The organism is Cohnella phaseoli, assembly GCF_003386235.1.
GTDB classification, from domain to species: Bacteria; Bacillota; Bacilli; order Paenibacillales; family Paenibacillaceae; genus Cohnella; species Cohnella phaseoli.
In genome coordinates this window covers 184,340-210,626 of record NZ_QRDZ01000004.1, presented here as the reverse complement: position 1 = coordinate 210,626, position 26,287 = coordinate 184,340, and the positions used below count along the sequence as shown (strand labels likewise).

Sequence of the window (26,287 nt, the reverse complement as noted above, 5' to 3'; positions counted from 1 at the left end):
TTCCACAAGACAATACAAATATACAACTTTATCTTCAAAAATCCGACTTCGATTGTTTACTCCACGTATAATTTCTATTACTATTCACTATAACACGTTATACCAAACTTGTATATTCGTTATATGGAGGTTGTTCGAATGAGCAAAAAAGTGGCCCACGTCATTCCCCATACCCATTGGGACAGAGAATGGTATATGCCTTACGAAAAGCATCATGCGCGTTTGATTGCCCTGATGGATACGCTTTTGGATACGCTTGAACGGGACGATCAATTTCGCAGCTTCCATCTGGACGGACAAACGATCATCTTGGAGGATTATTTGCAGGTGCGCCCGGAAAACCGCGAGCGGCTGACCGAGCTGATCCGTCAGGGAAAAATCGCGATTGGACCTTGGTACGTTCTGCAGGACGAATTTCTGACCAGCAGCGAAGCGAACGTCCGCAACCTGCTCATCGGACACAAGGACGCGCAAGTCTACGGCCCCGTCGCCAAAATCGGGTATTTCCCCGACTCTTTCGGCAACATGGGTCAGGCGCCCCAACTGCTTAAGCAAGCCGGCATCGGCAACGCCGTGTTCGGCAGAGGCGTAAAGCCGACGGGCTTCAACAATTCGGTCGCGGATTCCGCCGCCTATGAATCCCCGTTCTCGGAAATGGTCTGGCGCGCTCCGGACGGCTCCGAGGTGCTCGGCATCCTGTTCGCCAACTGGTACCACAACGGGATGGAAATTCCCGTCGGAGACGAAGAGGCCCGCGCCTACTGGCCGGAGCGCTTCGCCAACGTCGAGCGCTTCGCGTCGACGCCGCAGCTGCTGTTCATGAACGGCTGCGATCATCAGCCGGTGCAGACCGATTTGACCGCGGCGCTGGATACGGCGCGTCGGCTCTATCCCGATTACGAGTTTCGGATCAGTACTTTCTCAGAATACGTCGCGGCGGTAGAACAATCGATTGACAAGCCGCTTACCGTAGTCGAAGGGGAATTGCGCAGCCAGCGGACCGACGGGTGGGGCACGCTCGTCAACACCGCCTCCGCGCGCGTGTATGTGAAGCAGGCGAATGTTAAAGGTCAGGCGCTGCTGGAAAAAATCGCCGAGCCCTCCGCCGCATTCTCCGCGCTGCTTGGACGGGAGTACCCGCGGCCGCTGCTCGATTACGCTTGGAAAACGTTGATGCAAAACCATCCGCACGACAGCATCTGCGGCTGCAGCGTCGACGAGGTTCACGCCGAGATGATGACCCGCTTTGCGAAAAGCCGCCACGTCGCGGAAGCTCTAGTGCAGGAAAGCGGACGTTTCCTTGCCGGTCGGACGGACACCTCCGCTTTCGCCGGGCGGTCCGCCGTTCCGTTTGTCGTCATGAATTACGCGGGTGGGGCGCGTTCGGGAGCGGCAGTCGTGGAGCTGGAAATCGCGAAAGTGTTGCTGGGCTACGATCGTTCGGCGGAAATCTACGAGGAGCTGGAGCGGCTGGACATTGCGGGCGGAGTGATTGTCGACGAGAGGTTGCAGCCGGTCGCGGCCGACATCGAGGACCTGAGCGTGAAGTTCGGCTACGCGCTTCCGGACGACCGCTTCCGGCAGCCGTATATGGCCCGGCGCATCAAGGTTACGCTTAAGGCGGAGCAAGTGCCGGGAATGGGACACCGGGCGTACGCTTGGCTGCCCGCATCCGAAGGCATGCGCCTCCCCGCTGCGATTCCGCCCGCGGATGAGCTCGGCAACGAGTATTTCTCGATTGTCGTCCAATCGAATGGGAGCCTGACGCTGACGGACAAGGAAACGGGAGCGGTCTACGAAAATCTGTGCGTCTATGAAAACGTAGGCGATATCGGCAACGAATACGTGTTTAAGCAAGACGGGGACAATCGGATTCTGACAACTCGGGATCTGACGGCCGAGACGCGAATCGTGTCCGCAACCGCTGTAGCCACGGTCGTCGAGATCGTACATCGCTGGGAAATTCCCGCGGAAGCCGATGCCTCGCTGCAGTCGGAAAGAGCCAAGATCGTGCCGGTCAGCCGGCGCGTCGCAGGACGCTCGGAGCGGACCGTACCGCTGGTCATCTCCACCCGAGTGACGATCGAGCAGGGCTCACGGGCGCTGAAAATTACTGCTTCTTTCGACAATCAGGCTAAGGATCATCGGCTGCGGGCGCTATTCCCTAGCGGCATCTCCTCCGACATCCATTACGTCGATTCGGTATTCGAGATCGCCGAGCGGCCCAACGAACCGGCCGCAGAGTGGATCAATCCGAGCAACGCCCAGCACCAGCAGGCTTTCGTCGCGCTCGACGACGAAGCACGCGGGTTGGCCGTCGCCAATATCGGACTGAACGAATATGAGGTACTCGGCGACGATCGCCGCACGATCGCGGTCACTCTCCTGCGCGCCGTAGGCGAGCTGGGAGATTGGGGCGTCTTCCCTACTCCGGAAGCGCAATGTCAGGGCTCGCAAAGCGTCGAGTTCGCCATTATTCCGTATGGCGGACGTAATGATCGTTGCGAAGCGGCCGCAGAAGCGTACGCCTTCCAGACGCCATGGACCGCCGAACAGACGGAGGTTCATGCCGGCGACCTGCCTCCGGTCCACGGCTGGCTGGATTGGAGCGGCGAGCAGCTTGCGCTGTCAGCCGTCAAAGGCGGCGAGTTCCCCGGCCAATATGTCGTCCGCTGGTATAACCTGTCCGGCTCGGCGACGGAGCTGGTTCTGCGTCCCGACAGCGGACGGCCGCTGCTCGGAGACAACGGTAAATCGCCTACCGGCTGGCGCTTCAGCAACATTCTGGAGCAGCCGCTGCATGAGCTTGAAGCCGATTCGGACGGCGTTGTCCGCTTGCCGATCAAACCGCGCGAGATCGTGACTCTGCTGTGGAGCCCGCCGGTGGTCTGAAGTCGGAGAAAAAGGTTCCCTATTGACCGCTTAGAGGCACTCATCCGCTCGGATTAGCTCGTGTAACAGTCTGCGAGACCGTTAGAGGCTATCATCTGCTCGGATTCCCTCGTGTAAGGGTCTGCGAGACCGTTAGAAGCTAGCATCTGCTCGGTTTCCCTCGTGTAACGGCCTGCGAGACCGTTAGAGGCTGTCATCCGCTCAGATTCCCTCGTGTAACGGTCTGCGAGACCGTTAGAGGCTATCATCTGCTCGGTTTCGCTCGTGTAACGGCCTGCGAGACCGTTAGAGGCTGTCATCCGCTCAGATTCCCTCGTGTAACGGTCTGCGAGACCGTTAGAGGCTATCATCTGCTCGGTTTCGCTCGTGTAAGGGTCTGCGAGACCGTTAGAAGCTAGCATCTGCTCGGTTTCCCTCGTGTAACGGTCTGCGAGACCGTTAGAGGCTGTCATCCGCTCAGATTCCCTCGTGTAACGGTCTCCCGGACCGTTACACTCAATCGCCAACTCGAATTCGCTCGACAGGTTGTGCGCTCATGGTTGCGAATGGGGGAGAATAGGCCCGGCGTAGAAAAAAAACCGTTCTTTGGTAAATGGAGGTGCGATCCGCCATTTGCACAAGGAACGGTTTTTTATATTCATATGGGTTCCGACGTTTTCTACTTCGGGGGTTTGCCCACTTTATGTGATAGCCTCTTTACGAGACATCGCGAATCTACCCCGTTCTTCATCACCCCTTCGACACCACGGCCGTCACCGGATAATGATCCGAAGGGTAACGACCGTCGTACTGCCCGCGATCGACCTCGACACTGACGATCTCAAGGTCAGGCGACGCGAATACGTAATCGATCGGCTCTCCCGGCTCACCGCCCAGAAACTCGTGGAACGTCCGTCCGACGCCGCGGCTGCCTTCCTCCAGGACGGAATAGGCGTTGCGATAGCCCGCCCGCTCCAAGCCGGAGACGACGGCGTGCTCCGGGTAGACGTTGAAATCTCCCGTTAGCACGACGGAAAGGCCAGTCTGCTGGCGAAAGCGTTCGATCCGCTCCCGGATCAGCTCCATGCCTTTCGTCTGGGCTTCGTCGCTGATATGGTCCAGATGCGTGTTAAACGCGACGAATTCCGCGCCGTCGGCCGACTTGAACCTTGCCCATGTACACATGCGCGTACAAGCCGTATCCCAACTCATCGCCCCAAGCTTCTCCGGCGTCTCCGACAGGCTGAAATGACCGACCTCTCCTGCACTCCACTTGCTCTTCTTGTACAGGATTGCGCTGTATTCGCCCTCCTCCCCGCCTTCCCGGCCTTCGCCGACCCAGGCGTATTCCGGCAGCAGCGGCTCCAAATCCCAGATCATGGCAAGCAGTCCCTCTTGAATGCCGACAATGTCCGCATCGTGGCGTTTGATCGCCTCAGCCGCCGCCTTCACCCGGTGAGGCCAAGCGTTTTCCCCGTCGATTTCCACGTTTAACCGCAAATTAAAAGTCATGATTTTCGCCAGCATGATGGTCCCTCCCTGATCGTTACATTTCAACCATTGTACACCTTCGGGCAGGCTCGTTCACCCCGGCCGTCAAGATTTGATCGAGCCCTCCGTCAAGCCGCCGATAATGAACTTCTGCGTGAACGCGTACAGAATCGTGATCGGCGCCATCGACAGCGCGAATGCGGCAAACGCCAAGCTGTAATCGAAGCTCGTCTCCGATTTGAAATTGTAGATGAACAGCGGCAGCGTCCACATGCCTGGGCTGCGGTTCAGCATAATGAGCGGAAGCTGAAAATCGTTCCAGATCCACAGACTGTTCAGAATCAGAATGGTAGCGACGATCGGCATCATAAGCGGATAGATGATGCGCGTGAACGTCAGCCAGACGCCGCAGCCGTCGATTTTGGCCGCCTGATCGAGCTCGAGCGGAATGTTCTTGAGAAAGCCGACGCTAAGAAACAGCCCTTGGGCGAACGACAACGTCACGTACATAATAATTAGCCCGCCCTGGTTAAGCAGGTCGAGGCTGCTCATATGCCGGAAGATCGGCAGCATAACCGCCTGGAACGGCACGAAAATACCGGACAGAATAAGCAGATAGACAAACTTGTAATAGAGACGGTCCATATTGCGCGAGATGGCGTAGGAGACCATCGGAATAACGAGCAGCATAATGAGCAGCGAAACGACCGTAATAAGCACCGAGTTCTGAAAAATGCTCCAAAAGTGCGCTTTGTTGATGACGCTGGCGAAATTGTCCAAATACAGGCTGTTCGGGAGGGAGAAAAAGCTCTTCGTCGTCTCCTCCCTCGTCTTCATCGCAACGGCCAGCGTCAAGTAGACGGGAATTAAAATGAACAGCGTGCCGACCGACAGGAAGGCGTAGGAAAAGGTGTTAAACGCAAGGCGTCTGCTTCTCATTGCTGTCCCGCCTCCTTCCGCGACAACAGCTTAATCTGAACGAAGGATACGAGGCCGATCAGCAGGAAGACGTAGATCGCCTCTGCGGTTCCATAGCCGAATTTCATTTCGTTCATCCCGTGCTGGTAGATCAGGAAGCCGAGCGACTCCGTCGACTTGGACGGTCCTCCGCCCGTCATCGCTACGATGTAGTCGAACACGGTCAGGCCGCCCTTGATGGCGAGCACGACGTTCACGGTCAGCATCGGAATGAGGAACGGCAGCGTAACCGAGAAGAAGCGCTGCACCGGCGTCGCCCCGTCGATCAGGGCCGCTTCGGTCAAATCCTTGGGCACGCTGGCCAGACCGGCGATGAAGATGACCATCGGCGTCGCGAAGCCCTGCCAGATGTTCGTCAGAGCAACACCGTAGATTGCCGTATCGGGATTGCCCAGCAGGTTGCGCGACAGCCATTCGATGCCGAGCGCCTCTCCGATCGGCGGGAACAGCGAGTAGAAAAACTGGTTGAACACCATCCCGACCGTAATCATGCTCAGAACCGCCGGGAAGAAGTAGATCGAGCGGAACAGTCCCCGCAGCTTCAAGGACTGGCTCAGCAGCATCGCCAAAATCAGGGCGATGCCGAGTTTAAACACGACGATGATTGCGGTATACAGCAGGGTGAACGACATCGCGTTCAGAAAGCGTTTGTCCTGCAAGATATTAATGTAGTTTTTAAGGCCGACCATTTTATAAGATAAGGAGAATCCGTCCCAGTCGGTCAGGCTGTAGTAGAAGCCGATGAACACCGGCACGAGAAAGAATGCCGCATACAGCACGACCGCAGGAACGGTAAGCAGGGCGAACGCCGCGCCCGGCCCGAATCCTCGAGTTTTCATCGTAATCCCTCCGATTGAAAAGGCGGGAAGCCTTGTCTCCGCGTATGCCGGCCAAGGGTTCCCGCCTCTGTCGCTTGCCTAGAAATCCGATTACTGATTAAGCACGTTATAGAAGATGGTGTCCAGAGCATCCAGATATTTTCCGATATCTTTGGTAATGAACATTTCTTGCGTCGCTTTGCCCACTTCCGCGTTAAGTCCCGGCGGCCACAGGCGCTCGATCGTCGGATAGATTTTGCCGTCGTTGATGAGCTGCGTCAGCGAGGTGATCTCTTCCCTGCCGCTCTGTACGTCTTTGATGCCCGACGGATAGCCGGCGGTAGCGAGATACTTCTCGACCGACTCCTTGGTCGTCATGAATTCGATGAACTTCTTGGCTTCGGCCTGGTTTTTGCCGCGGGTCGGAATGCCGATGGCGGTGTCGACGGAAACCTGCGTCTTCAGATCGGCCGCGTTCTCGGTCGGGAACGGGAACATCGCGAAGTTCAGATCCGGATTCGATTTGGCGATTTCCTGAATCGCCCAGATACCGGTGAACCACATCGCCGTCTTGCCGGTTGCGAAATCGCGCAGCGCGTCGTCGTAGCTCGTTCCCATCATGTCCTTCTGGCCGTATTGGCGAATGTCCAGCAGCGACTGGGCGAAAGGCTTAAACGCCGCGTTATCCGTAATATGCGCCTTGCCGTTCATAACGTCGTCCAGAAATTGCTCGATATCCGGAAGCGTCTGTCCCATCTTGAAGACGACTTCTTGGCGGATGCCGTTATATTCTTTGTCATGGAAGTAGAAGGGCGTGATTCCCGCGGCTTGCAGCTTCTCCGCCGCCGCGTACAGCTCGGCCGTCGTCGTCGGCAGCGCGATATTGTTGCTCTCGAACAGGTCCTTGTTGTAGTAGACGCCCAGCGTCGCCAAACCTACCGGAACGAGATAATTTTTGCCGTCGATCTTGCTCAGCTCGGCAATGGCCGGCTGGACGTTCGCCATCAGCGGATCGTTCGTCAAGTCGACAACCTGGCCTTCCTTGGCCATCTTCTGGAATACGGAGTTATGCGGATAATGCGTGAACACGGCAGGAGCGTCGTCTGTGGAGACGCGCATCGTCCATACGTTCTCCGGGTTCGGGACGTTGTTCTGCTCAACGAGGATGTTCGGATTGCTCTCCTGAAACTTCTGAATCAGCTCGTTGACGACATCGACGCCCTCTGGCTTCATCTGGAAGTACTCGATCTTTACCTGACTTGCCTCCGGGCTTGCGCTTCCCGTGTTGGCGCTTTCAGATTTGCCGCTCGAGCAGCCGGCGGCCACGACCAGCGACAGCCCCGTCAGCGCGGCGATCCCGCCTTTGACCATACTCTTTCTCATGTTTCTCAGCCCCTCTGTTGAAGTCGTACGCGGTGTACGGTTCTCATTGTAGCAACGGCCCGGAGGCGATTTATAGGAGAAAACTGACCTGCGTCATAGGACAAAAATGTCTATCCGGTTAAAGCTGTCCGCCCGGAGAGTGACCGCTTCTGAACTTGCCCGGCGTCTCTCCGTACACCTTCTTGTACATCTGGATGAAGTAGGAGTAATCGTTAAAACCGACCTCGGTCGCGACGTCCGCCACACTTAGGGAGGGATCGCTCTCCAGCATCCGCTTTGCCTTCTCCATGCGCACCGTCAGCACGTACTGGGCGAAGCCCATGCCGCTTTTGCGCTTGAATAGGCGGCTTAAATAGCTGGGATCGACGAAATACGTGCTCGCCGCCAGCTCCTCAAGCACGATTCGATTCTTATAGTTTTCGTCCACATATTGTTTAAGATGTTCCACGATGTCGGCTTTCGATTCATTTTCCTTCACGCGCGCGACAATCTCTTGCAGCCTCGCGGCCAGATCGTCCCCAAGCGCCTTGAGCGACGCGTACTCGAACAGGCCTCGCCAGGCGATAAAGCCCGTTCCTGCTTCCCCCGGCAAGCGTCCGGCAAGCCCGTTCAGCAGATTGACGATCGTCGCGAACCAATCCTGAAGCATATAGGCGGAATACGAACGGGCGGCTGCCTCGTCCAGCCATTGGCGGATCATCCCGATCGCTTCCTGCTCCTGAAGCTTGTCGGTCTTGCGGCGGAACGCATCCGTCCACTCGCGCAGCGCCAAAGCATCGTAAGAATATCGCGCAGCCAGTTCCGCGCCCGGAACGGTCTGCCCGCCTTCCGTCAGCGCGCTTTGCAGTGCGGCCGTCTTCGCCTGCCTGTACGCCTCTTCAAGCCGACGTGGCTCCGCGAACAGGCCGCTCACTCCGGCCGCGGCCACCGTCTCGTCCGCTTCCTCGGCCGCCTGGCGAACGTACGTGTCGCACATGAATTTCAAGCCGCCGGTCTCGTCCATCGACTCGCTTCGATAGCAGGCCCAGACGACGAGCAGCCCCGCTTCGTGCTTGTCCGGAACGGCCAGACCGTCGACGCACCGCTTGGCGATCCATTCCTTGGCGCTCTTCGTCAACGCCGCAAGCCGTCCGGAGGAAGAGCGAATCGCCGCCGTCTGAGCGTACAGCCCCGGCTCGCAGACTAATTCGGCCTCCCCGTATACGGCGTCCGCCAACACGGATTCCCTTGCAGCTTCCCGCGAACGGGCCTGCAAATACTTCCAGCGGTCCAGCAGCGGGTACAGCTCCTGCCGGTCGATCGGCTTGAGCAAATAATTTTCAACCTTGTACTTGATTGCCTGCTGCGCATAGGAGAAATCGTCAAAGCCGCTAATGATCGCCACCGGCGTTCGCAGACCGCGCTCCTGTATGAGCGCAGCCAGTCGAATTCCGTCCATGCCCGGCATGCGAATGTCCGTCAGCAGCAGCTCGGGGCTCAGCGTCTCAACCGCCTCTAACGCAGCCGCGCCGTCCTCCGCCTCGATAATTTCGATGTCGGGGTCCCAATCCGCGATCATCTGCACGATCGCTTTCCTCGCGAAATATTCGTCGTCCGCCACAATGATTCTCATGGTCTCTCGTCCTCCTTGCTTAAGGGAATGTTCATCTCGATCGTCGTTCCCTCTTCCTCCCGACTGTGCACCCTCATCCAATAGCCGTCGCCGTAAAAATGCTTAATCCGCGTATGCACGTTGCGCAGGCCGAAATGACGTCCCGAATCCGCATCTTCTCCCGTTGCGGCTCCGTCTTCCTCCAGTATCGCCGTCAGCTCCGCCAACTTCTCGGGCGCTATGCCCGCCCCGTTGTCCTTCACCTCAATGTGAAGGAACTGACCTTGACGCTTGATCGTCAGCGTCAGCAGCCCCTGTCCGCCCTTCGGCTCCAGGCCGTGGTAGAAGCTGTTCTCGATAATCGGCTGCATGAGAAATTTCAGGATTTTATAGGACAGCACCTCGGGATCGACGCGATACTCCACCTGGAACCGGTTCAGGAAGCGGATCTGCTGGATTTTCACGTAATTGTCGATCTGCTCCAGCTCCTTGGCGACTGTTACCTCGTCCCCGTACTTGATGTTGTAGCGGTAAAGGCTGGACAGGCTTTTCGTCATCGTCGAAATCGTATCGATGCGGTGAAGCTCCGAAATCGAGTGAATGGCGTTCAGCGTGTTGTATAGAAAATGCGGATTGATCTGCGCCTGCAGCATTTTCAGCTCGGCCTTCTTCTGCTGCTGTCCCGCCGCGATCTCGGACGCCCGACTGCTCTTCAGACGCTCGATCATCGCATTGTAGCTCATAATCAGGCGGCCGATCTCGTCCTCCCGGTCCGTTTTAACCGTCACGTTGTGAAGATTGCCGGTGTCGACCATTTTCATCGCCCCGCTCAGCTTCAGGATCGGGTTGGCAAAATAGCGATGGAAGAAAAAGGCCAGCGCCAACGCCGCGATCAACGCCAAAATGCCGAACAGAGCGTAGCTGACCGTATTGCCGATAAACGTATTGGTGATCCGATCGGAGGGAATAAACTGCAGCACGGTCCAGCCGGTAACTCGGTTGAGGCTGCCGCTGACCATATAATGCTCGCCGTTCCATCTGAGATTGGAGACGATGCTGCCCTCCTGCGTCAGCTTCATTTTCGCCAGACCGGCTATCAGCTCTTCGTTGTCCGACGCGGATTGAATCCGGGAGCGCCCGTCCGAATTGTAGATGACCCGATCGCCCGCCAGCACGATTGTCCTCAGCTTCTGATCGCCTACCGAGATACCGCCGAGCATATTTTCGATCGACTTGTAGTAAATATCGATCTGGGCATAGGCTTCCCGTCCGTTATTGAGATTCAGGTCCGACAAGTAGCGGACGATCGAGATCGACTGGTTGCCGCTATTGCGATTCATATCGAACGCCTTGGGGACGTGGATGTACATCTTGCTCTCCCGCAGCTTCTCCCTGCCGATCTCCTTAAGCGTATCGAGCAACTGATTGGCTTTATCCGATTTGCTCCCGTAAAGACTGCCGTTCGGCGCCTGAACGTAGATCATCGAGATGTTGCCGTTGATCAGCACGAATTGCTCCATCGCGTTCTGCATGTAATTGGAGTCGCTAAGGTACTGCTTGTCCGAGGACGGCAGCGCCTTGTCCATAATATTGTGAAGCTTCGTATCGGTCAGATAGAAAAAAGAATTGCGAGCCAGGTTCGTAAAGAAGTCGTCGATAGTCACGTTGGTCCGCTGGTTTAATTGCTCAAGTATGTCCTCGTAATAGGTCGTCGTCTGACGGTACAGCTGAGTGCCGTAGATGAACAATGCGGAGAATACGGGGATTACGATCAGCAGAACGTAGGTCAGCACAAGCTTGTTGCGGAACGAGGTTCGATGGAACCTCTTGATCAAGGAATCGGGAAACACATCCGTTCATCTCCTGCCGGACGCGCGCCGCCGGCGGCCTCCGGATTGTGGTTTTTAAGCATGAAATCTATTCTAATACAATCCGCGGGAGAAAAAAAAGCCCGGTCACAGGACCGGGCGAATCCATTTGATGTAAAAAGCGAGAGCAAGCGCCAGCGCGACGGACGTCAGCAGAAACGGCAGACGGTAGTCTTCCCCGGCGAGAATCCAGCCTGCGGCATAGGTCGCTCCCGAGGAGCCGGCGCTGCGAAATACCGATCTCATCCCGGCGAACAAATTGCGCTCGCGATCCGCGAACGCCGACATCAGCTGGCTGTCGAGCAGATTGGACAGCATCGTCGTTCCCCCGCCGCGAAGCAGAAACAAGGGCATGAACAGCAGCTCGGGCAGCTGCGCGTACAGCAGCGCGAACAGGAGCAGGTTGCTTGAAAATACGGCGATTATGGCTGTATTTCTCCCAAACCGCTCGATGACATAGGGGGTCAGCAGCGAGCAAATAAATAGAATGATTCCGTTCGCCGCCAGCAGCTGCGACACCCGTTCGTCCGCCCAGTCGAGCCGAAATTTGACGATGACGTTGAGGAAGGAACCGGTGAGCGCCAATGCTCCGCTAATTACAGCGAGGAAGAGAGCGAACAGCCACAGCTTGCGCCTCGGACGAAGCTTGTTCGATTGGGGTGGGGCCTTATCCGCAGCTCGATCCGCTTTTCCCGCCTCTAGCGCCGTTCCGTTCTGTTCGCTAGTATGCTTGTCCTCTACGACGGCTCGTTTCTCGGGCGGCAGCCACAGCGCCCGCGTGATGGAGAGCGTCAAGAGAATCGCTGCGGCAAGCAGCAGCGGTGGCCGGTAATCCGCGCTCCCTCCCGACAAGTACCCCGCCGCCAGCGTCCCCGCTCCCGTAAACGCGGTAAACACCGCGAACATCAGCGAATACGCCCTCGTCTCGTCTTGGCGCGTGGCGCAATAACGGAACAGCAGCGGCGTCTCCGTCGTCTCGATAAGCGTCAGCCCGATGGAGACGAGCGCCTGCGCCGCAATGTAATATCCAAAGCTCCCGTCGGCCGAATACGCCAAGCTGCCCGCCGCCACGAACCCAGCTCCGATCGAGAGCAGCCGCTTGCGTCCCAGCCGGCTTGCCAGCATCGAGACGGGAATCGCGGCGGCGCCCATAATCAGAATTCCGAGGGACGCGAGTGCCCCTACTTGCTCGGCCTTTAAGCCTCTAGACAGCAAGTGCAAATTCAGCACAAGCGAATACATGCCAATGCCGATGCCATACAGCGCTTCCGTAGCCAAAAAACGCCTCACTCCGACGGGAAGTCTCCACAAATCCCGCAAATAAGCCATTTGTCGCTCCTTTCCTTGCTGCCTGACCGTCTGGTCCCTTGCCTCTCCTGCGGGGCGCCGCGTGGGATAAGTCCCTCAGGCGGACTTATATGCCTCTCCCGCGGGATGCCGCTTGGGATAAGTCCCTCAGGCGGACTTATACGCCTCTTCCGCGGGATGCCGCGTGGGATAAGTCCCTCAGGCGGACTTATACGCCTCTCCCGCGGGATGCCGCGTGGGATAAGTCCCTCAGGCGGACTTATACGCCTCTCCCGCGGGATGCCGCGTGGGATAAGTCCCTCAGACGGACTTATACGCCTCTTCCGCGGGATGCCGCGTGGGATAAGTCCCTCAGACGGACTTATACGCCTCTCCCGCGGGATGCCGCGTGGGATAAGTCCCTCAGGCGGACTTATACGCCTCTCCCGCGGGATGCCGCGTGGGATAAGTCCCTCAGACGGACTTATACGCCTCTTCCGCGGGATGCCGCGTGGGATAAGTCCCTCAGGCGGACTTATTTGCCTCGTCCGCAGCGAGTGATGCGAGAAATAGAAAGACCCCTTAACCGGGGTCCTCCCTCATCTCACGTTACTTCGATTGTGTCTTCTTCAAGTACGCCCGCCAAGTGATGCACCATTGGGCCGGATCGTCGAGAGACGATTCGTCGTTGCGGTGTACGGTGCTGCTGTGCGGAGCGGTTTTCACGATGTCCGGGTTCGTGTAAGCTTCCTCGGAAATGTGCGCCAAAGCCTGAATGTACTCATCCAAATCCTCTTTGGAATAGGACTCGGTCGGCTCCAAGGTGAACGGCTGCGGCACGATATACGGATGGTGGGATGTCCAGTAATGGAGTCCGAAGTCGCACATCCGCCGCGTGATGTCCTCCGTCGTCACGCCCGTCTCGTCCGTCAATTGCTTCCAACTGTAACGCACCTGCTCCAGTCGACGGCCTTTAATATATGGAGCGCTAGCACCGCGAATTTGCAAAATTTTATGATACAGGTAGTTGTTGTTCAGCACGGCAATGCGAGCGACATCGCGCAGCCCTTCCGCACCGAGAGCCATAATCCAAGCGTAAGCGCGCAGAACCGTCTGGGCGACGCCATGGAAGCTGCGCACCTTGCCGATGCTCGCGTCCGGCTGATCCTTCAGCGCATATTTGCCGTCTTCGTGCACAACGAGCGGTCCCGGCAGGAATTGCACAAAAGGCTCCGCCACACCGAGCGCCCCCGTTGCCGGGCCTCCGCACATATGCGGAGCGGCGAACGTCTTGTGCAGATTGAAGAAGCACATGTCGAAGCCCGCTTCCTTCGCCCGCGTAATGCCGAGCAGCCCGTTGGCATTCGCCTGATCGTAGAAGCAGACGCCGCCCGCCGCATGTACGACGTCGGTAAACTCGCGAATCCGGTGATTGTAGATGCCGGTATCCTCCGGATTGGCGACGACGAATCCTGCCGTACGTTCAGAGACGGCGTCCTTCAGCTTCTCCAGATCGGGAAAGCCGTCCTCGTCGGGATGCAAAGTGATGATTTTGTAGCCTTTGACCGCTGCGGTCGCCGCCTGGGACGGGTGGGAGAAAATCGTCGTAATGATCTCGTCGCGCTGTTCCCCTTCGCCGCGAGAATCATGATAGGCGCGAACGATGGAAGCCATCGCCAGCAATGCCTGCGTGCCGCTGCTCGGCTGGAACGAGAACGCGTCCATACCGGAAATTTCGCGCACCGCCAAATCTAGCCGGTGATAAACCTCCAATATCCCCTGAGCCGAGTACGGGTCCTGCAGCGGGTGCAGCTCCATCATGCTAGGCGTGCGGATCAGCATTTCGTTAATGCGCGGAATATATTTCATCGTGCAAGTGCCTTGCCCGATCTCGACGTTCAGATCGGAGCCCAGCGTCTCCTGAGACAACCTCAGATAGTGGCGCAGCACCTTGGCTTGACCGATCTCCGGCAGCTTGGGCGCTTCGGTGCGGCGCATCGCGGCCGGGATGAGCGAGGCCGCTCCTCCGACCTCGGACGCAATGCCTGCCTCCGTTCCCGGCGGAATCACGCCCCGTTCGCCCGGACGGTGAAGCTCGAATACGACCGGCTCATCCCATTTGGCTTGGTGGAAGTTGCGGGCTTTATGATCCCGGCGAATCCGCTGCATAGGGCCGGATGATTTGTTCGTCGGTGCGTGGCTCATTGAGGGCTCACAACCTTTCTGATCGCGTCCGCGAGCCGATCCAGATCGGCCTGGGCATGAATTTCGGTTACGCAGTAGAGTGCGCACTGTCCCCATTCGGGATAACTTGCGGATAAGTCTTTACCTCCGAAAATGCCTTCGGCCAGCAGCCGCCGATTGATCTCGGCCACCGTCAAGCCCGTACCGCCGAAGTCGACGACGAATTCCTTGAAGAAATCCGTCGCGGCAAACCGCAGCGTTACGCCGGGGATATCCGCCAGCTTGCGAGCGGCGTAACGCGCCTTCTGCACGATCGTCTCGCCCAGCTCGCTCATGCCGTGAGGCCCGAGCAAGGACAAGTAAACGCCGGCCGTAATACCCCATAGCGCGGTTTGCGTGCCGACCGACTCCTTGCCTTTCTCGCGCAGAGCGAACGACGTCCGCTCGTAGGCGACATCTCCGAAGCCGTACTCTCCCTCCACCTCCGTCGGCACGATACCGAACAGGCGGGAAGGATACTCCATGACAAACTTCTCCTCGTCATGAGTAGCGATAAAACCGGACTGGCCGCCGCCGTAATTCATATGCATGCCAAGCGGTTGCAGGTCGCCGCAAACAATATCGGCGCCGTAACGGCTCGGCGGCTCCAGCAGGCCAAGCGAAATCGGGTCTACGCCGACGATCGAAATCGCTCCAGCCGCATGGGCCAACGCCGCAATCTCCGCGCCGCGATCCTCAATGATGCCCAGATAACCCGGATTTTCGAAATAAACGGCAGCAACCTCTTCCGTCAGCTTGCGGCGAAGGTCTTCCATGTCGAGCTTGCCCGTAACGGGGTCGATCTCCAGCTCGCGCAGCTCCATGACCGGCGTGCAGTAGTTGCGGATGATTTTGGCTTTGTCGGGATCGACCGACTTTGGCAACAACGCGACTGGGCGGGCGGTCATTCGACCCGCCATGCGAATCGCTGTGGACGCAGCTTGCGCCCAGTCGAACGTCGGCACGTTAACGACGTCCATGTCGACCAGTTCGGCGACGAGGCTCTGATATTCGAACAGCGACTGGAAGCGGCCATGATCCTCATACGGTTCACCGGCGTACGCCGTGACGAACTCGGAGCGCTGGTTAATCTCGTCGCAAATCGCCGGAACAAAATGCTGCCAGCAGCCTGCACCAAGGAAGTTCAAATAGCCGCCCGCTCCGGCGTGCTTGTTCTTCGCCAGCAAACCTTCCACATGTCGGCGCAGCTCGTACTCGTTCATCGCCGGAGGCAGGTCCATCAATCCGTCCAGCTTTAAGCTGTCCGGAATGGCCTCGTGCAGCTGCTCGATCGACGTCAGGCCGATCTCCTTCAGCATCGCTTCCTGGACCTCGGGCACCGTATTCGGAATATAGGGATGAGCAAAAGCTCTATTTTCGGACAAAGGGAACGCCTCCGTTTCTATAGGGTTGCACTTCAACCTAAGCTGATCTAACTCACGCAATACCGCCGCCGTCGACGACAAGCACGCTGCCGGTCACCCACGACGACAAGTCGCTTGCGAGGAACAGCACCGCATTGGCGATGTCGCGCGGCGTGCCGAGCCGCTCCAGCGGCCGGCCTTTGGCGGAGTCGACGAGGAACGCCGCCTCGTCCCGCTGCAATTGCTTCGCTTCGTCGCGCAGCAGCGGCGTGTCCGTGTCGCCCGGAGAAACGCAGTTGACGCGAATGTTCTGCACGCCGTGATCGATCGCCATCGCTTTGGTCAGATTCACGACCCCCGCCTTGGCGGCACAATAAGCGGCAGCGCGATCGCCGCCCTTCAATCCCCAGCCGGAACCGGAGTTAATAATGCTGCCGCCGCCCCCGCGCTCCATAATCGGAATAACGTACTTGGACAGCAGATAAACGCCCTTGAGCGACACGTCCAGCACAAGATCCCAGTCGCGCTCCTCCAGCTCGACGACGGTCCGTCGACGAATGATGCCGGCGTTGTTGAACAAAATATCGATCCGGCCGCAGGCGGAATCCATCTCCGCGGCTACCCGCTTGCAGTCCTCGGAAGAGGAAACGTCACAGCGATAGTAGCTGGCCGTTCCTCCCTGGCCGCGAATGCCCGCGACCGCCCGCTCTCCCAGCTCATCGTTAATGTCGAGCAGCACCGCATGCGCTCCGAAGCTCGCCAGCAGCTCCGCCGTCGCCAAGCCGATGCCGGAAGCTCCTCCTGTGACAACCGCCACTTTGCCCGTCAAATTCAATACGTCGGCTGTGTTCAGCATCGTTTATTCCCCTTTCGTCCATTGCGCCGCTTCCGCAGCCATTCGCAGACTCAACCTGTTCGGTGCATGATTCCCCGCCAAATAAGGCGCCAACAAAATACGGAACCGGAACTCCTCCGAACCGACCGCGTAAGGCGGCAGCTGCGCCGGACCGCAGCTATTGCTGCCCAGTCCGTTCTGACGATAATCCAAATTCAATGTGATAAATTCCCGCGGCTCAAGATCGCTCTCATGTTTTGCCTTCTCCAAGTCGCGATCCGTATACCGCCGCGCGCTGAATTCCAGCGTCGGCGCCCCGGCCGCCAACAGGCCGATGCCCGCTCCGTCCGTCACCGACATCCAGCGAACATCGGTGCGATTGCCGTTCTCTTGCGGATATACATAACGCGTAAACAGCTCGTCTACGGTTTTGGCGTATACGCCGAACTTGCCCGCTTGCTTGCTATCCGAGTAATTCTCCCACGGCCCTCTGCCGTACCATTCCACATGTTCCGCATCTCCGGGCAGCTCCAGCTGCAGTCCGATCTTCGGCAGCATCGCCGGCGGCTTGCCTATCGGAACGCCGTGCACATCGATGACGATCAGCCCCGAGCCCGTTAACGTATACGACGTCTCGCAGCGGAAGCCCCAGTCGTGCTCCGGCGGCGCAATCCGCGAAGTCCAGCTTGCGCGAATCGCGCTCTCGCCGAGACGCTCCCAGCGGAAGCCGTCGACCCGCTCGGTCAGCTTGTCGAGATGCGCTTTGCGCCAGTCCGCTACAACATACATATCGTTGTCGATCGGCGCGCGCCAGAAGTTGAGGCGAGGTCCGCCCAGCGTCAGCGTCTTTCCGTTCGCCGTCCAACAGCCCAATCCCGGCCGCGAAGCCTCCAGCGCCGCTCGGAACTCGGCGTTGCCGACTATAATTCGGCGGCCTTCCTCGGAGCACGACAAGCTCTCCACTGCACCGTTGCCCTCCACAGCCTGCAATTTCGCCTCGCTGCCAACTAATGCCTCCTGCAAGTTCGCCTCGCGAAGCAGGAATTGCGCCCAAGCGACTTCATGCCCGGCTTGCGCCCACGGCTGGTCCGCCTTCAACGCAAAGCTTACGTTCAGCCACTTTTCTTCCCCGCTGCCTGAACCTAACTCGCCGCACGGCACCTCCAGCTCGGCGCTTTCCCCCGGAGCGATGCGCGGCAAAACCAGCAAGCCGCTCTTGACCGGCCGTCCGCCAACCGCAAGAGACCAGGAAGCGCTGAGATGATCCAGCGTCAGAAAATCGTAACGATTCTCGATGCGCACCCGGTTGTCGCCCAGATGATGCACGCGAACCGGCTCGATGATTTTTTTGTATTCGATCAGACCCGGAGACGGCGTACGATCGGGACGAACAAGTCCGTCGATGACAAAGTTGCCGTTGTTCGGCTCGTCGCCGTAGTCTCCGCCGTAAGCGTAGTCGATGCAGCCGTTGCGCTTGCGGAAGGTCAGGCCGTGGTCGATCCATTCCCAGACAAAGCCGCCCTGCAATCTGCGGTACGCGTCGAACGTCTCGAAATATTCCTTCAACCCGCCCGGACCGTTGCCCATCGCATGAGCGAACTCGCACAGCACATGCGGCTTCGGATGATCCTCCAGCTTGCCGAAGCCTGCCATTTTCTCAACCGAGGAATACATCGTGCTGACGACATCGCACACTTCCGCTTCCCGATCCTCCTCGTAATGGATGAGGCGAGTCGGATCGGCCTGCTTGCACCAATCCGACATCGCGCGGAAATTACAGCCGAAGCCCGATTCGTTGCCGAGCGACCAGAACAGCACGGACGGATGGTTTTTGTCCCGCTCCACCATACGGCGCATCCGATCGACGTAAGCGTCTTTCCACTGCGGATCGTCGCTGAGACGAGAGATGTTGCCAAGCGGCTCGAAGCCATGCGTCTCCAGATCGGTTTCTTCCATCACATATAGGCCGTATTCGTCGCACAGGTCGTAGAAACGCGGGTCGTTCGGGTAATGCGCCGTCCGCACCGCATTAATGTTGTGCTGTTTCATCATCAGCACGTCCTGACGCATCGTCGCAAGCGACACGGTGCGTCCCGTATCCGGGTGATGGTCGTGCCGGTTTACGCCTTTTAGCAAAATCGCTTTGCCATTCACAAGAAACACGCCGTCTTGGACTTCGATTTGGCGAAAACCGACGCGCTGGGCCACAGCCTCGACCAAACGTTCTTCGCCGTCGAACAGCTCCAATGTCAGATGATAGAGAGCCGGGTTTTCCGCGCTCCATAGCTCCGGACTTCTAACCGGTACGGCGAAGTCCATGTTACCGCCGTCCACCGCGCTCTCCGCTACCGCAACCTCCGAACCGTCCACATCCAGCAGCCGCAAAGCCACCCGCCCCGCAACGGCAGATCCGGCCAAACTCACACTTACATTCAACACCGCGTCCCGATAGCTGTTTACCAGTTCGGTTACAACCCGATAGTCAAAGATACGAACAGTCGCAGGCTCGGCCACCAAGTACACGTCGCGGAAAATCCCGCTCAGCCACCACATATCCTGATCTTCCAAATAGCTGCCGTCGGACCATTGATAGACGCGCACCGCCAATCGGTTAACTCCCGCCACAGCAAACGGCGACACGTCAAACTCCGAGGTCAGACGGCTCCCTTGGCTATACCCGACAAACTGGCCGTTAACCCACACATGGAACGCACTGTCCACACCGTCGAATTTAAGCGCAATCTGCCTCCCGTCCCAGGACTCCGGCAGCTCGAACTCTCGAACATAGCAGCCCGTTGGATTATCGTTTGGCACATGCGGCGGATCGACGGGGATCGGATAGTCCAAATCCGTATAATGCGGGCTGCCGTAGCCTTGCAGCTGCCAAAGTCCCGGCACCCGAATGTCGTCCCATGCGCCGATCGCATAGCCTTCCTCGTAAAATTTTTCCGGAGCCAGCTCCGGCCCTACCGCATATTTGAACTTCCAGACGCCGTTCAGCGATTTGAACCAGGGAGAGCTTCCCCGATCATAGCCCAGCGCTGCCCCGGCCTCCGGGAACGGTACGAAGTAAGCTCTGCTTGCCGTTCTTCCCCGCTCCAGCACCTGAAGATTCTCCCAGTCCTTTGCCGCATTGATGTTCTGCATGGTGTCTTTTCTCCTCCCAGTTCTCTCTCTATCCTTTAATGCCCGTACCCGCAATGCCTCCGACAATGTACCTCTGCGCGAAGAAGAATACCGCCAGCGGCACAATCGAGATCAGCGACGTAATCGCCATAATCGACTGCATATCGACGCCGAACATCCCTTTGAACTGCGCCAAGCCAAGCGTCAGCGTATACTTCGACTGATCGTTCAGGAAAATGAGCGGGCCGAGGTAATCGTTCCAGCAGCTCATCATTTGAAAGACGCCGACCAGAATCAGCGCAGGTCCCATAAGCGGTACAATAATCCGGAGGAAAATGCCCAGCTTGCTCGCCCCGTCGATCGTCGCCGCCTCGTCCAATTCGCGAGGAATGGTCAAAATAAACTGCCGCAGCAGGAAGATGAAATAAGCCGAGCCGAACCAGGCGGGTACGATCAGCGGCTTCAGCGTATTGATCCAGCCGAGATAGTTAAACTCCATATACTGCGGAATCATGGTCACTTCCCATGGAATCATCATCGTCGACAGCACGACGAGGAACAGGAAGTTGCGTCCCTTGAACTCGAAACGGGCAAAACCGTAGGCCACTACCGCGCATGAGATAAGCTGCCCTAGCGTCGCCATCACGGTTACGACCACTGTATTTTTCAGAAACACGTTAAACGGCTGCACCGTCCAAGCCTCCGCGAAGTTGCCGAACTTCCATACGGAAGGCAGCCATTTCGGCGGGAATTGATATAGCTCGGTCGGGTCCTTCAGCGCTGTCGTCAGCGCCCAGAACAGCGGAGCGATGAACAGCAGCGAGCAGAACGCCAGCATCGCGTATATGAACGTTTTTCTCATGCTATTGCTAATGCTCATGCGGACCGCCTCCTGGCACCGGACTTCGTCTTCGAACCGCTCTTGATTTCTCCCTCATAATAGACCCAAGCCGCGGACGACTTAAAGACGAGGAACGACAGCCCGAGCACGATGATGAACATGAACCAGGCGTTCGCCGCGGAATAGCCCATTTTGAAATATTTGAAGGCGTTCTCGTACATGTACATCGCGTAAAAATAAGTCGATTTGAGCGGACCTCCCCCAGTCAATACGAGGGCCAAGGTCAACTGCTGGAACGCCGCGATAATCGATGTGATCAGGTTAAACAGCACGGTAGGGCTAAGCATCGGGATCGTAATGCTGCGGAACTGTCTGAATCTGCCGGCGCCGTCGATCGACGCGGATTCGTACAAATCCTTCGGAATGCCTTTCAGGCCCGCCAGGAAAATGAGCATCATTGAGCCCTGTCCCCACAGACTGGCGATGACCATAGCGACGAGCGACCATTTCGTATCGTTCAGCCAATCCGGACCGTCAATGCCGACAAGCGAGAGGAAAAAGTTCAAAATGCCGTATTCGCCGCTGTATACCCACGCCCAGATCATCGCCAGCGCAACGCCGGAAATGACGGAGGGCAAGTAGAAGGCGGTGCGGAAAAAGGCGCTGCCGCGCACGTTCTGATTGAGCAGCATAGCGAGGCCGAGCGCAACGACAATGTTCAGCGGCACGAACAGCGCGGCGAACTTGACGGTTACGCCGAACGACTTCCAGAACAGCGAATCCTGCGTAAACATCTCGACGTAATTGCCGAAGCCGACAAATTTCACTTGACCGACGATCGGCCAGTCGAAGAACGAGATGACGAGCGAAAAAATCAGCGGACCTAACGTAAACGCGAGAAATCCGAACAGCCAGGGAAAAACGAAGAGGTAGGGCGAGACCCTACCCCATCCGCGTTTCCTTGCAGGCTTGAGGGTGGCTGCGTATGTTGCCGCTTGGGGGGCGATTTTAGCCATCTCTTAACCTTCCTTCTTTAAGGGGTAGTTCAAAAAGTCTAACCGACTTATTTCAAGTAACGAGTACCGTCCTTAACCGCCGAATTTAGGGCCTCTTGAGCGGAGGCGCCGTGAACGACTGCTTCGACCGCTGCTTCCAGATGGCGATTGACTTCGTTCCATTTGGAGTTGAGTAGGAAGGCCGGCGTATTGTCGGAGCGCTCCAGCATCGTGTAGAACGGTTTGTACAGCGGGTCTTGATCTACTTTCAGCTCGTTAACGACGCTGACGCGAACAGGCAAGTCGGCTGTGCGCATCTTGATCGCTTCGGCGGAGACATAGAACTTCACGAACTCCCAGGCCAGCTCTTTCTGCTTCGAATCTTTGGCGATGGACAGCGCGGATTCGGCGATGATGCCTTTGACCGGCTTGCCCGGGAATGCCGGCATTTCCACCGTGCCGATATCGATGCCTGCTTCCTTGAAGCCTCCAAGCGGCCAAATTCCGCTCTCCCACATCGCCAGCTTGCCGGCTTTGAAAATATCCTCGCCGCTCTGCTGGCCTTTGCCCCCGACGAGCACACCCGAGCCGTTCTTCACCAGATCGCCGAAGATTTGAATCGCTTCCGCCGTTTCCGGACTATTCATATAGCCCTCGATCGTCTTACCGTCGTCGGAGATAAACGAGCTGCCGTTGCTCCATACGAAGCCTTGCAGATCGTACGTATCGTTCGAAGCGCGAACTCCGAAGCCGTACTGCTTCTTGCTCTTATCCGTCAGCTTGGCGGCGATGTCCTGGAAATCGCTCCAAGTCCAACCGTCCTGCGGATAAGGCACCTGCGCCTCATCGAACAGCTTCTTGTTGTAATACACGACTCGGGTCGTAAAACCGACCGGAATGCCGTACAGCTTGCCGTCGATCTTGCCGTAGTTGAAAAGACCGGAATAGAAATCTTCAATATTCAGACTGGCGTCCTTGGAAGCGAAATCGTCCAAAGGCTCAAGCGATTGATGATACGTCGGAAAATCCCACATGTACATAACGTCGGGCGGGTTCGCCGCTCCGAAGCCGGCGGCCAGCTTCTGATCGAAGCCGTCGGCGTACGCTTCCACTTGGACCTTCGTGCCGGGATGGCTTTGCTCGAATTTTTTGGCGATGTCCTGCTGAATTTTCAAAGCATCGCCGGTATCCCAGGAAGCGAAGCGGATCGTTCCCGTCAATCCGGCATTTTCGGAGCCGCCGGTGTTTTCGGAGCTGGAGCCGGCGGACGGCGATGCGGATGGCGATGCGGACGGCGTGCCATTGCCGGCTTTGTCGCCGCCTCCGCCGCAAGCGCTTAACAACGAGACGCCCATCATTGTGGCCAATAGCAGAGCAGAGCTTTTCTTTTTCATTTGTGCTGCCTCCCCGTGGAATGTGCTCAAAATAAGTGAACCGCTTACATCCCTATCATAGAGGACATGAAAGCGGTTCAAAACGGACATCTATTCGGACCTTCGTGCGCTTTTGTTCGATGTTGGAGGCCGGGTGTCATTCTGTTCGGGACGCGCCGTCTTTTTGTTGCGTCCGGTAATGGCTTGGCGTCTGCCCGGTGCAGCGTTTAAACCATTTGCTAAAATATTTGCTGTCGCCAAGGCCGGTTCGCTCGGCAATGTCTTGCATCGTCAGGGAAGTGTCCTTGAGTAATTCGCGGGCGATTTTCAGCTTGCGCTTATATTGATAAGCGACGAAGCTGAGGCCGACCGATTTCTTGAACAAAATCGAGAAATGACTGCGGCTAAGACCGACCTGTCCGGCTACGTCGCTGACCGACCAATCCGCGGACGGATTGTCGTGCATCAGTCGGAGCGCCTTCCAGATCGGTTCCGGCCACTCTCCGGACGACACGCCGTATGCTTTTTCCATTTCCGCTTCCTTGTGCAGCTCGGAAATCGCTCGCAGCCATTGCTGCGGGCCTTCTACAGGGCCGGAACGCGACCATAACAGTTCCGCATGCTCGCTCTTGCGCTCTACAAGCCAGCCGCTTGCGGCTTCCGCAAGCGCGGCCGGGAGCATCCAGTACCAACGCTCCTCGCTGAATGGGATTAAGGCTCCCTCGTTCTTTAATGTGTCATCCCGACTTAGTATGTCCGCAGCGTCCCGCCAGTTTAAGCCGGATTTGATCACATAGACATAAAGCGCCCGTTCCCGCCACGAACGCGCCTCGGCCAGCTTCTCCAGCTCGCGGGCAAACTTGTCGCTATGACCGCTAAGCCAGGCATACAATTGCGTGCCCAATCTTTCCTCGGCGACGCCTTCGTCGGAGTCGCCCCCGGCGTCCGTTCTGGAAGCACACAATTCCTTGCGAAATTGCTCCAGCATGCCCTCGAGCTCTTCATCCTCGAACGCCGTCTTGAGCAAGTAGCCGGAGACGCCAAGCTTCAGCCCTTCTTTGGCATATTCGAAATCTCGATGGCAGCTGAGCAGAACAATTCTCGTATCCGGCGCAGCCTGCTTCACTCTACGCGACAGCTCGATGCCGTCCATCTCGGGCATGACGATATCGGTGATCACGATTTGCGGCCGATGAAGCTGGAACGCCTCCCACGCCTTGCGTCCGTTCGCGGCGTCCGCGACAACCTCCATGCCGTATTTTTCCCAAGGTACAGTGGCTTGCAGCCCTTTGCGCACAATGCTCTCGTCATCCGCAATCATAACTTTAATCGTTCCCGTCGCCGTGTCCATCCGCGTTCTCCTCCTTTTTAGGCCACTTGATCACAATCGTCGTTCCTTCGCCCGAACTGGATTTGACCGTCAAGCCGTACTGCACCCCAAAATGCAGCTTGATTTTCTGGTCGGCGTTTCGCACGCCGAGCCCTCCTCTTCCCTTGCGCCGCTGGCCGGGCAGCAGCAGCTCCTGCAGCTTGTCGGGGGAAATGCCAGCCCCGTTATCCGCCAGCTCAAGCTTGAGCAAGGTTCCTTCGTCCTCTACCGACAAGCGGATCGTTCCCTTGCCATCCTCGAAGCCGTGGAAAAAAATATTTTCGAACAACGGCTGCAGCGTCATTCGGGGAATCAGATACTTTTTCAGCGCCTCGTCGCATTCCTGCTCGTATCGAAATACAGAGCCGTAGCGGACCTCCTGGATTTTCAGAAAATGCTCGATAATCCGCAGCTCCCGTCCCAGCGGAACCAGTTCCTGCGAGATGTTCAGATTGCCCTCCAGCACCATCGTCAAATGGTACAGCATCTGGCGGATGTCCTCCGCTCCTTGCAGCCGCGCCTTCCATTGAATCGAATTCAACGTATTGAACAGCAAATGCGGATTGATCTGATAATGAAAAGCCCTTAGCTCCGCTTCCTTCTTCTGACGCTCGTTCGTCTCGACTTCGCGGATCAGCGACTCGATACCGCCGACCATGTTGTTAAAGCTGACGTCCAGACTGCCCAGTTCGTCCTTCGCTTCAACCTTCGTTCTCGTGTGCAGCATGCCGAAGCTGACCTTCTGCATCGAATCCTTGAGCCGCCTGATGCGCGCGGTGAAACGGGAGGAAAACAAGTACGCCAGCGCAAAAGCAAGCAGCGTCGACGCGACGGCCGCAATTACCGTATTCGAGCGGATCAGTCCGGAGGAGCGGTAGAAAAGCTTGGCCGGGAGCCTCGCTTCGATCGTCCAGTCGTTGGCCTCGATATCCTTGTGCCAGACGATGTCGCTATCCCGAGCCTCGTACTCCACCGCCGTTTCGTAGACAATCCGTCCTTGCGAATCGGCAATCGTCAGATGCGCCTGCGTATCGTTCTCGAACAGCTCGAACATGCGCAGCAAATCTTCCGCGTTCTCTTCAATCAGAATCATGCTCCCGCGCAGCGCACCGTAAGGGCTGGTGATCGCTTCCGCCAAGCCGAGTACGGTTAGAGTCTCCTCATCTTCCTCCGGATCCTTGAGCCCGTGATTCTGAGGATAGAAGCCGAGCCAGTAGTCGCCCGCCGGATTGTCCGGTATCGCCCGCCAGGCCGGAATGCGTTCCAGCTTGGTCACGTCCAAATTGTTCTCTCCATAGTAATATCCCGACCTGCCTATAATATAAATTCCCGCATTCTTTTCCGTTCTAAGCGCTTTCAAAAAGTACTCGAAATTGTTTTTGTCGAGAATGTCGCGATACGTAGACGGAACGCTATCGCCCAGCCCGCTCCTTGCCGGGTCCAGCAAATACGAATAAATCGTGGCCGCCGTCTGGCTCATCCTAGTCAGATAAGCGTTCATCTGCTGCTGCAGCTGGGCGACGGCATTTTCCCCGTATTTGCCGAACTGGGAGTCGATCGTCTTCGCCGATTGGTAGTAGGATAACGCCCCGACCGACAGCAATGGAATAATCGTGACGATCAGGAAGCAGACGAGCAGCTTCGTGCGAATACTATGGTAGGAAAGACGGGAGGAAAACGGCTTGAACAGTGATTTGAGCATCGATTCCGGCCCCCTTCGTCCGCTTGGCTAAAGCAAGTTCAATTTCGTATCTGAAGTGTAGCACGAACGAAAACAGCCATACAATGCGCCCTCCGACAAAAACGTCGAAAGCACTTCTCCCCCGACCTTAATCGGCCGGACGGCAAGAAGTGCGGTTCGCGAAGCTAGGGTG

18 protein-coding genes are annotated in these 26,287 nt (G+C 57.4%); 1 reads left to right on the top strand and 17 read right to left on the bottom strand.

What is annotated here, in order from left to right; genetic code table 11:
• The first annotated feature begins 138 nt into the window (after positions 1 to 138).
• Positions 139 to 2,892: an alpha-mannosidase gene (locus DFP98_RS07135; protein WP_116059880.1), complete on the top strand. Its 2,754-nt coding sequence runs from the start codon at positions 139 to 141 to the stop codon at positions 2,890 to 2,892.
• 53 nt (positions 2,893 to 2,945) lie between these two features.
• On the opposite strand, the gene DFP98_RS07130 is transcribed toward DFP98_RS07135, so the two are convergent.
• The 17 genes from DFP98_RS07130 to DFP98_RS07050 form a co-directional block, all read right to left on the bottom strand.
• Positions 2,946 to 3,344: a hypothetical protein gene (locus DFP98_RS07130; protein ID WP_116059879.1), complete on the bottom strand. Its 399-nt coding sequence runs from the start codon at positions 3,342 to 3,344 to the stop codon at positions 2,946 to 2,948.
• Positions 3,345 to 3,621: 277 nt separating this feature from the next.
• Positions 3,622 to 4,398: an endonuclease/exonuclease/phosphatase family protein gene (locus DFP98_RS07125; protein WP_116059878.1), complete on the bottom strand. Its 777-nt coding sequence runs from the start codon at positions 4,396 to 4,398 to the stop codon at positions 3,622 to 3,624.
• 69 nt (positions 4,399 to 4,467) lie between these two features.
• Entirely contained in the window at positions 4,468 to 5,301 is an 834-nt protein-coding gene (locus DFP98_RS07120; protein WP_116059877.1) for a carbohydrate ABC transporter permease, read from the bottom strand.
• A complete protein-coding gene (locus DFP98_RS07115) occupies positions 5,298 to 6,179 on the bottom strand; it encodes a carbohydrate ABC transporter permease (protein WP_116059876.1) in 882 nt (293 codons plus the stop codon). The genes DFP98_RS07120 and DFP98_RS07115 overlap by 4 nt, the downstream gene beginning before the upstream one ends.
• Before the next feature lie 90 nt (positions 6,180 to 6,269).
• Positions 6,270 to 7,541 carry an ABC transporter substrate-binding protein gene (locus DFP98_RS07110; protein WP_116059875.1) on the bottom strand — a complete coding sequence of 424 codons (1,272 nt, stop codon included), beginning with the start codon at positions 7,539 to 7,541 and terminating at the stop codon, positions 6,270 to 6,272.
• A 118-nt stretch (positions 7,542 to 7,659) separates the two neighbouring features.
• On the bottom strand, positions 7,660 to 9,153 hold the full coding sequence (locus DFP98_RS07105; RefSeq protein ID WP_116059874.1) for a response regulator transcription factor: 1,494 nt from the start codon (positions 9,151 to 9,153) through the stop codon (positions 7,660 to 7,662).
• Positions 9,150 to 10,982 carry a sensor histidine kinase gene (locus DFP98_RS07100; RefSeq protein WP_116059873.1) on the bottom strand — a complete coding sequence of 611 codons (1,833 nt, stop codon included), beginning with the start codon at positions 10,980 to 10,982 and terminating at the stop codon, positions 9,150 to 9,152. The genes DFP98_RS07105 and DFP98_RS07100 overlap by 4 nt, the downstream gene beginning before the upstream one ends.
• Positions 10,983 to 11,087: 105 nt before the next feature.
• Positions 11,088 to 12,329: an MFS transporter gene (locus DFP98_RS07095; RefSeq protein ID WP_116059872.1), complete on the bottom strand. Its 1,242-nt coding sequence runs from the start codon at positions 12,327 to 12,329 to the stop codon at positions 11,088 to 11,090.
• A gap of 567 nt (positions 12,330 to 12,896) precedes the next feature.
• Positions 12,897 to 14,456 (bottom strand): aminomethyl-transferring glycine dehydrogenase subunit GcvPB, encoded by a 1,560-nt coding sequence (gene gcvPB / locus DFP98_RS07090; RefSeq protein WP_116060008.1) that lies wholly within the window; start codon positions 14,454 to 14,456, stop codon positions 12,897 to 12,899.
• A 32-nt stretch (positions 14,457 to 14,488) separates the two neighbouring features.
• The gene (gcvPA, locus tag DFP98_RS07085) at positions 14,489 to 15,895 is read right to left on the bottom strand and encodes an aminomethyl-transferring glycine dehydrogenase subunit GcvPA (RefSeq protein ID WP_116059871.1); all 1,407 of its coding nucleotides are present in this window, start codon (positions 15,893 to 15,895) and stop codon (positions 14,489 to 14,491) included.
• A gap of 52 nt (positions 15,896 to 15,947) precedes the next feature.
• Entirely contained in the window at positions 15,948 to 16,730 is a 783-nt protein-coding gene (locus DFP98_RS07080) for an SDR family NAD(P)-dependent oxidoreductase (protein WP_116059870.1), read from the bottom strand.
• A 3-nt stretch (positions 16,731 to 16,733) separates the two neighbouring features.
• The gene (locus DFP98_RS07075; protein ID WP_116059869.1) at positions 16,734 to 19,856 is read right to left on the bottom strand and encodes a glycoside hydrolase family 2 TIM barrel-domain containing protein; all 3,123 of its coding nucleotides are present in this window, start codon (positions 19,854 to 19,856) and stop codon (positions 16,734 to 16,736) included.
• Positions 19,857 to 19,884: 28 nt separating this feature from the next.
• Entirely contained in the window at positions 19,885 to 20,697 is an 813-nt protein-coding gene (locus tag DFP98_RS07070; RefSeq protein WP_116060007.1) for a carbohydrate ABC transporter permease, read from the bottom strand.
• Positions 20,698 to 20,711: 14 nt separating this feature from the next.
• Positions 20,712 to 21,692, bottom strand: a complete 981-nt coding sequence (locus DFP98_RS07065; RefSeq protein WP_116059868.1) for a carbohydrate ABC transporter permease — start codon at positions 21,690 to 21,692, stop codon at positions 20,712 to 20,714.
• Positions 21,693 to 21,739: 47 nt separating this feature from the next.
• Entirely contained in the window at positions 21,740 to 23,065 is a 1,326-nt protein-coding gene (locus tag DFP98_RS07060) for an ABC transporter substrate-binding protein (protein WP_116059867.1), read from the bottom strand.
• A 136-nt stretch (positions 23,066 to 23,201) separates the two neighbouring features.
• Positions 23,202 to 24,395, bottom strand: coding sequence for a response regulator transcription factor (locus DFP98_RS07055; protein ID WP_116059866.1), 1,194 nt, complete (start codon positions 24,393 to 24,395; stop codon positions 23,202 to 23,204).
• Positions 24,370 to 26,115, bottom strand: a complete 1,746-nt coding sequence (locus DFP98_RS07050) for a cache domain-containing sensor histidine kinase (protein ID WP_116059865.1) — start codon at positions 26,113 to 26,115, stop codon at positions 24,370 to 24,372. Before DFP98_RS07050 ends, DFP98_RS07055 begins: the two co-directional genes overlap by 26 nt.
• Positions 26,116 to 26,287 lie beyond the last annotated feature (172 nt).

What these genes read in the sequence shown, in the direction of transcription:
- DFP98_RS07135 (WP_116059880.1), top strand. Translation starts at nt 139, where the DNA reads ATGAGCAAAAAAGTGGCCCACGTCATTCCCCATACCCATTGGGACAGA.
- DFP98_RS07130 (WP_116059879.1), bottom strand. Translation starts at nt 3,344, where the DNA reads ATGACAGCCTCTAACGGTCTCGCAGACCGTTACACGAGGGAAACCGAG.
- DFP98_RS07125 (WP_116059878.1), bottom strand. Translation starts at nt 4,398, where the DNA reads ATGCTGGCGAAAATCATGACTTTTAATTTGCGGTTAAACGTGGAAATC.
- DFP98_RS07120 (WP_116059877.1), bottom strand. Translation starts at nt 5,301, where the DNA reads ATGAGAAGCAGACGCCTTGCGTTTAACACCTTTTCCTACGCCTTCCTG.
- DFP98_RS07115 (WP_116059876.1), bottom strand. Translation starts at nt 6,179, where the DNA reads ATGAAAACTCGAGGATTCGGGCCGGGCGCGGCGTTCGCCCTGCTTACC.
- DFP98_RS07110 (WP_116059875.1), bottom strand. Translation starts at nt 7,541, where the DNA reads ATGAGAAAGAGTATGGTCAAAGGCGGGATCGCCGCGCTGACGGGGCTG.
- DFP98_RS07105 (WP_116059874.1), bottom strand. Translation starts at nt 9,153, where the DNA reads ATGAGAATCATTGTGGCGGACGACGAATATTTCGCGAGGAAAGCGATC.
- DFP98_RS07095 (WP_116059872.1), bottom strand. Translation starts at nt 12,329, where the DNA reads ATGGCTTATTTGCGGGATTTGTGGAGACTTCCCGTCGGAGTGAGGCGT.
- gcvPB (WP_116060008.1), bottom strand. Translation starts at nt 14,456, where the DNA reads ATGCAGCGGATTCGCCGGGATCATAAAGCCCGCAACTTCCACCAAGCC.
- DFP98_RS07080 (WP_116059870.1), bottom strand. Translation starts at nt 16,730, where the DNA reads ATGCTGAACACAGCCGACGTATTGAATTTGACGGGCAAAGTGGCGGTT.
- DFP98_RS07075 (WP_116059869.1), bottom strand. Translation starts at nt 19,856, where the DNA reads ATGCAGAACATCAATGCGGCAAAGGACTGGGAGAATCTTCAGGTGCTG.
- DFP98_RS07070 (WP_116060007.1), bottom strand. Translation starts at nt 20,697, where the DNA reads ATGAGAAAAACGTTCATATACGCGATGCTGGCGTTCTGCTCGCTGCTG.
- DFP98_RS07065 (WP_116059868.1), bottom strand. Translation starts at nt 21,692, where the DNA reads ATGGCTAAAATCGCCCCCCAAGCGGCAACATACGCAGCCACCCTCAAG.
- DFP98_RS07060 (WP_116059867.1), bottom strand. Translation starts at nt 23,065, where the DNA reads ATGAAAAAGAAAAGCTCTGCTCTGCTATTGGCCACAATGATGGGCGTC.
- DFP98_RS07055 (WP_116059866.1), bottom strand. Translation starts at nt 24,395, where the DNA reads ATGGACACGGCGACGGGAACGATTAAAGTTATGATTGCGGATGACGAG.
- DFP98_RS07050 (WP_116059865.1), bottom strand. Translation starts at nt 26,115, where the DNA reads ATGCTCAAATCACTGTTCAAGCCGTTTTCCTCCCGTCTTTCCTACCAT.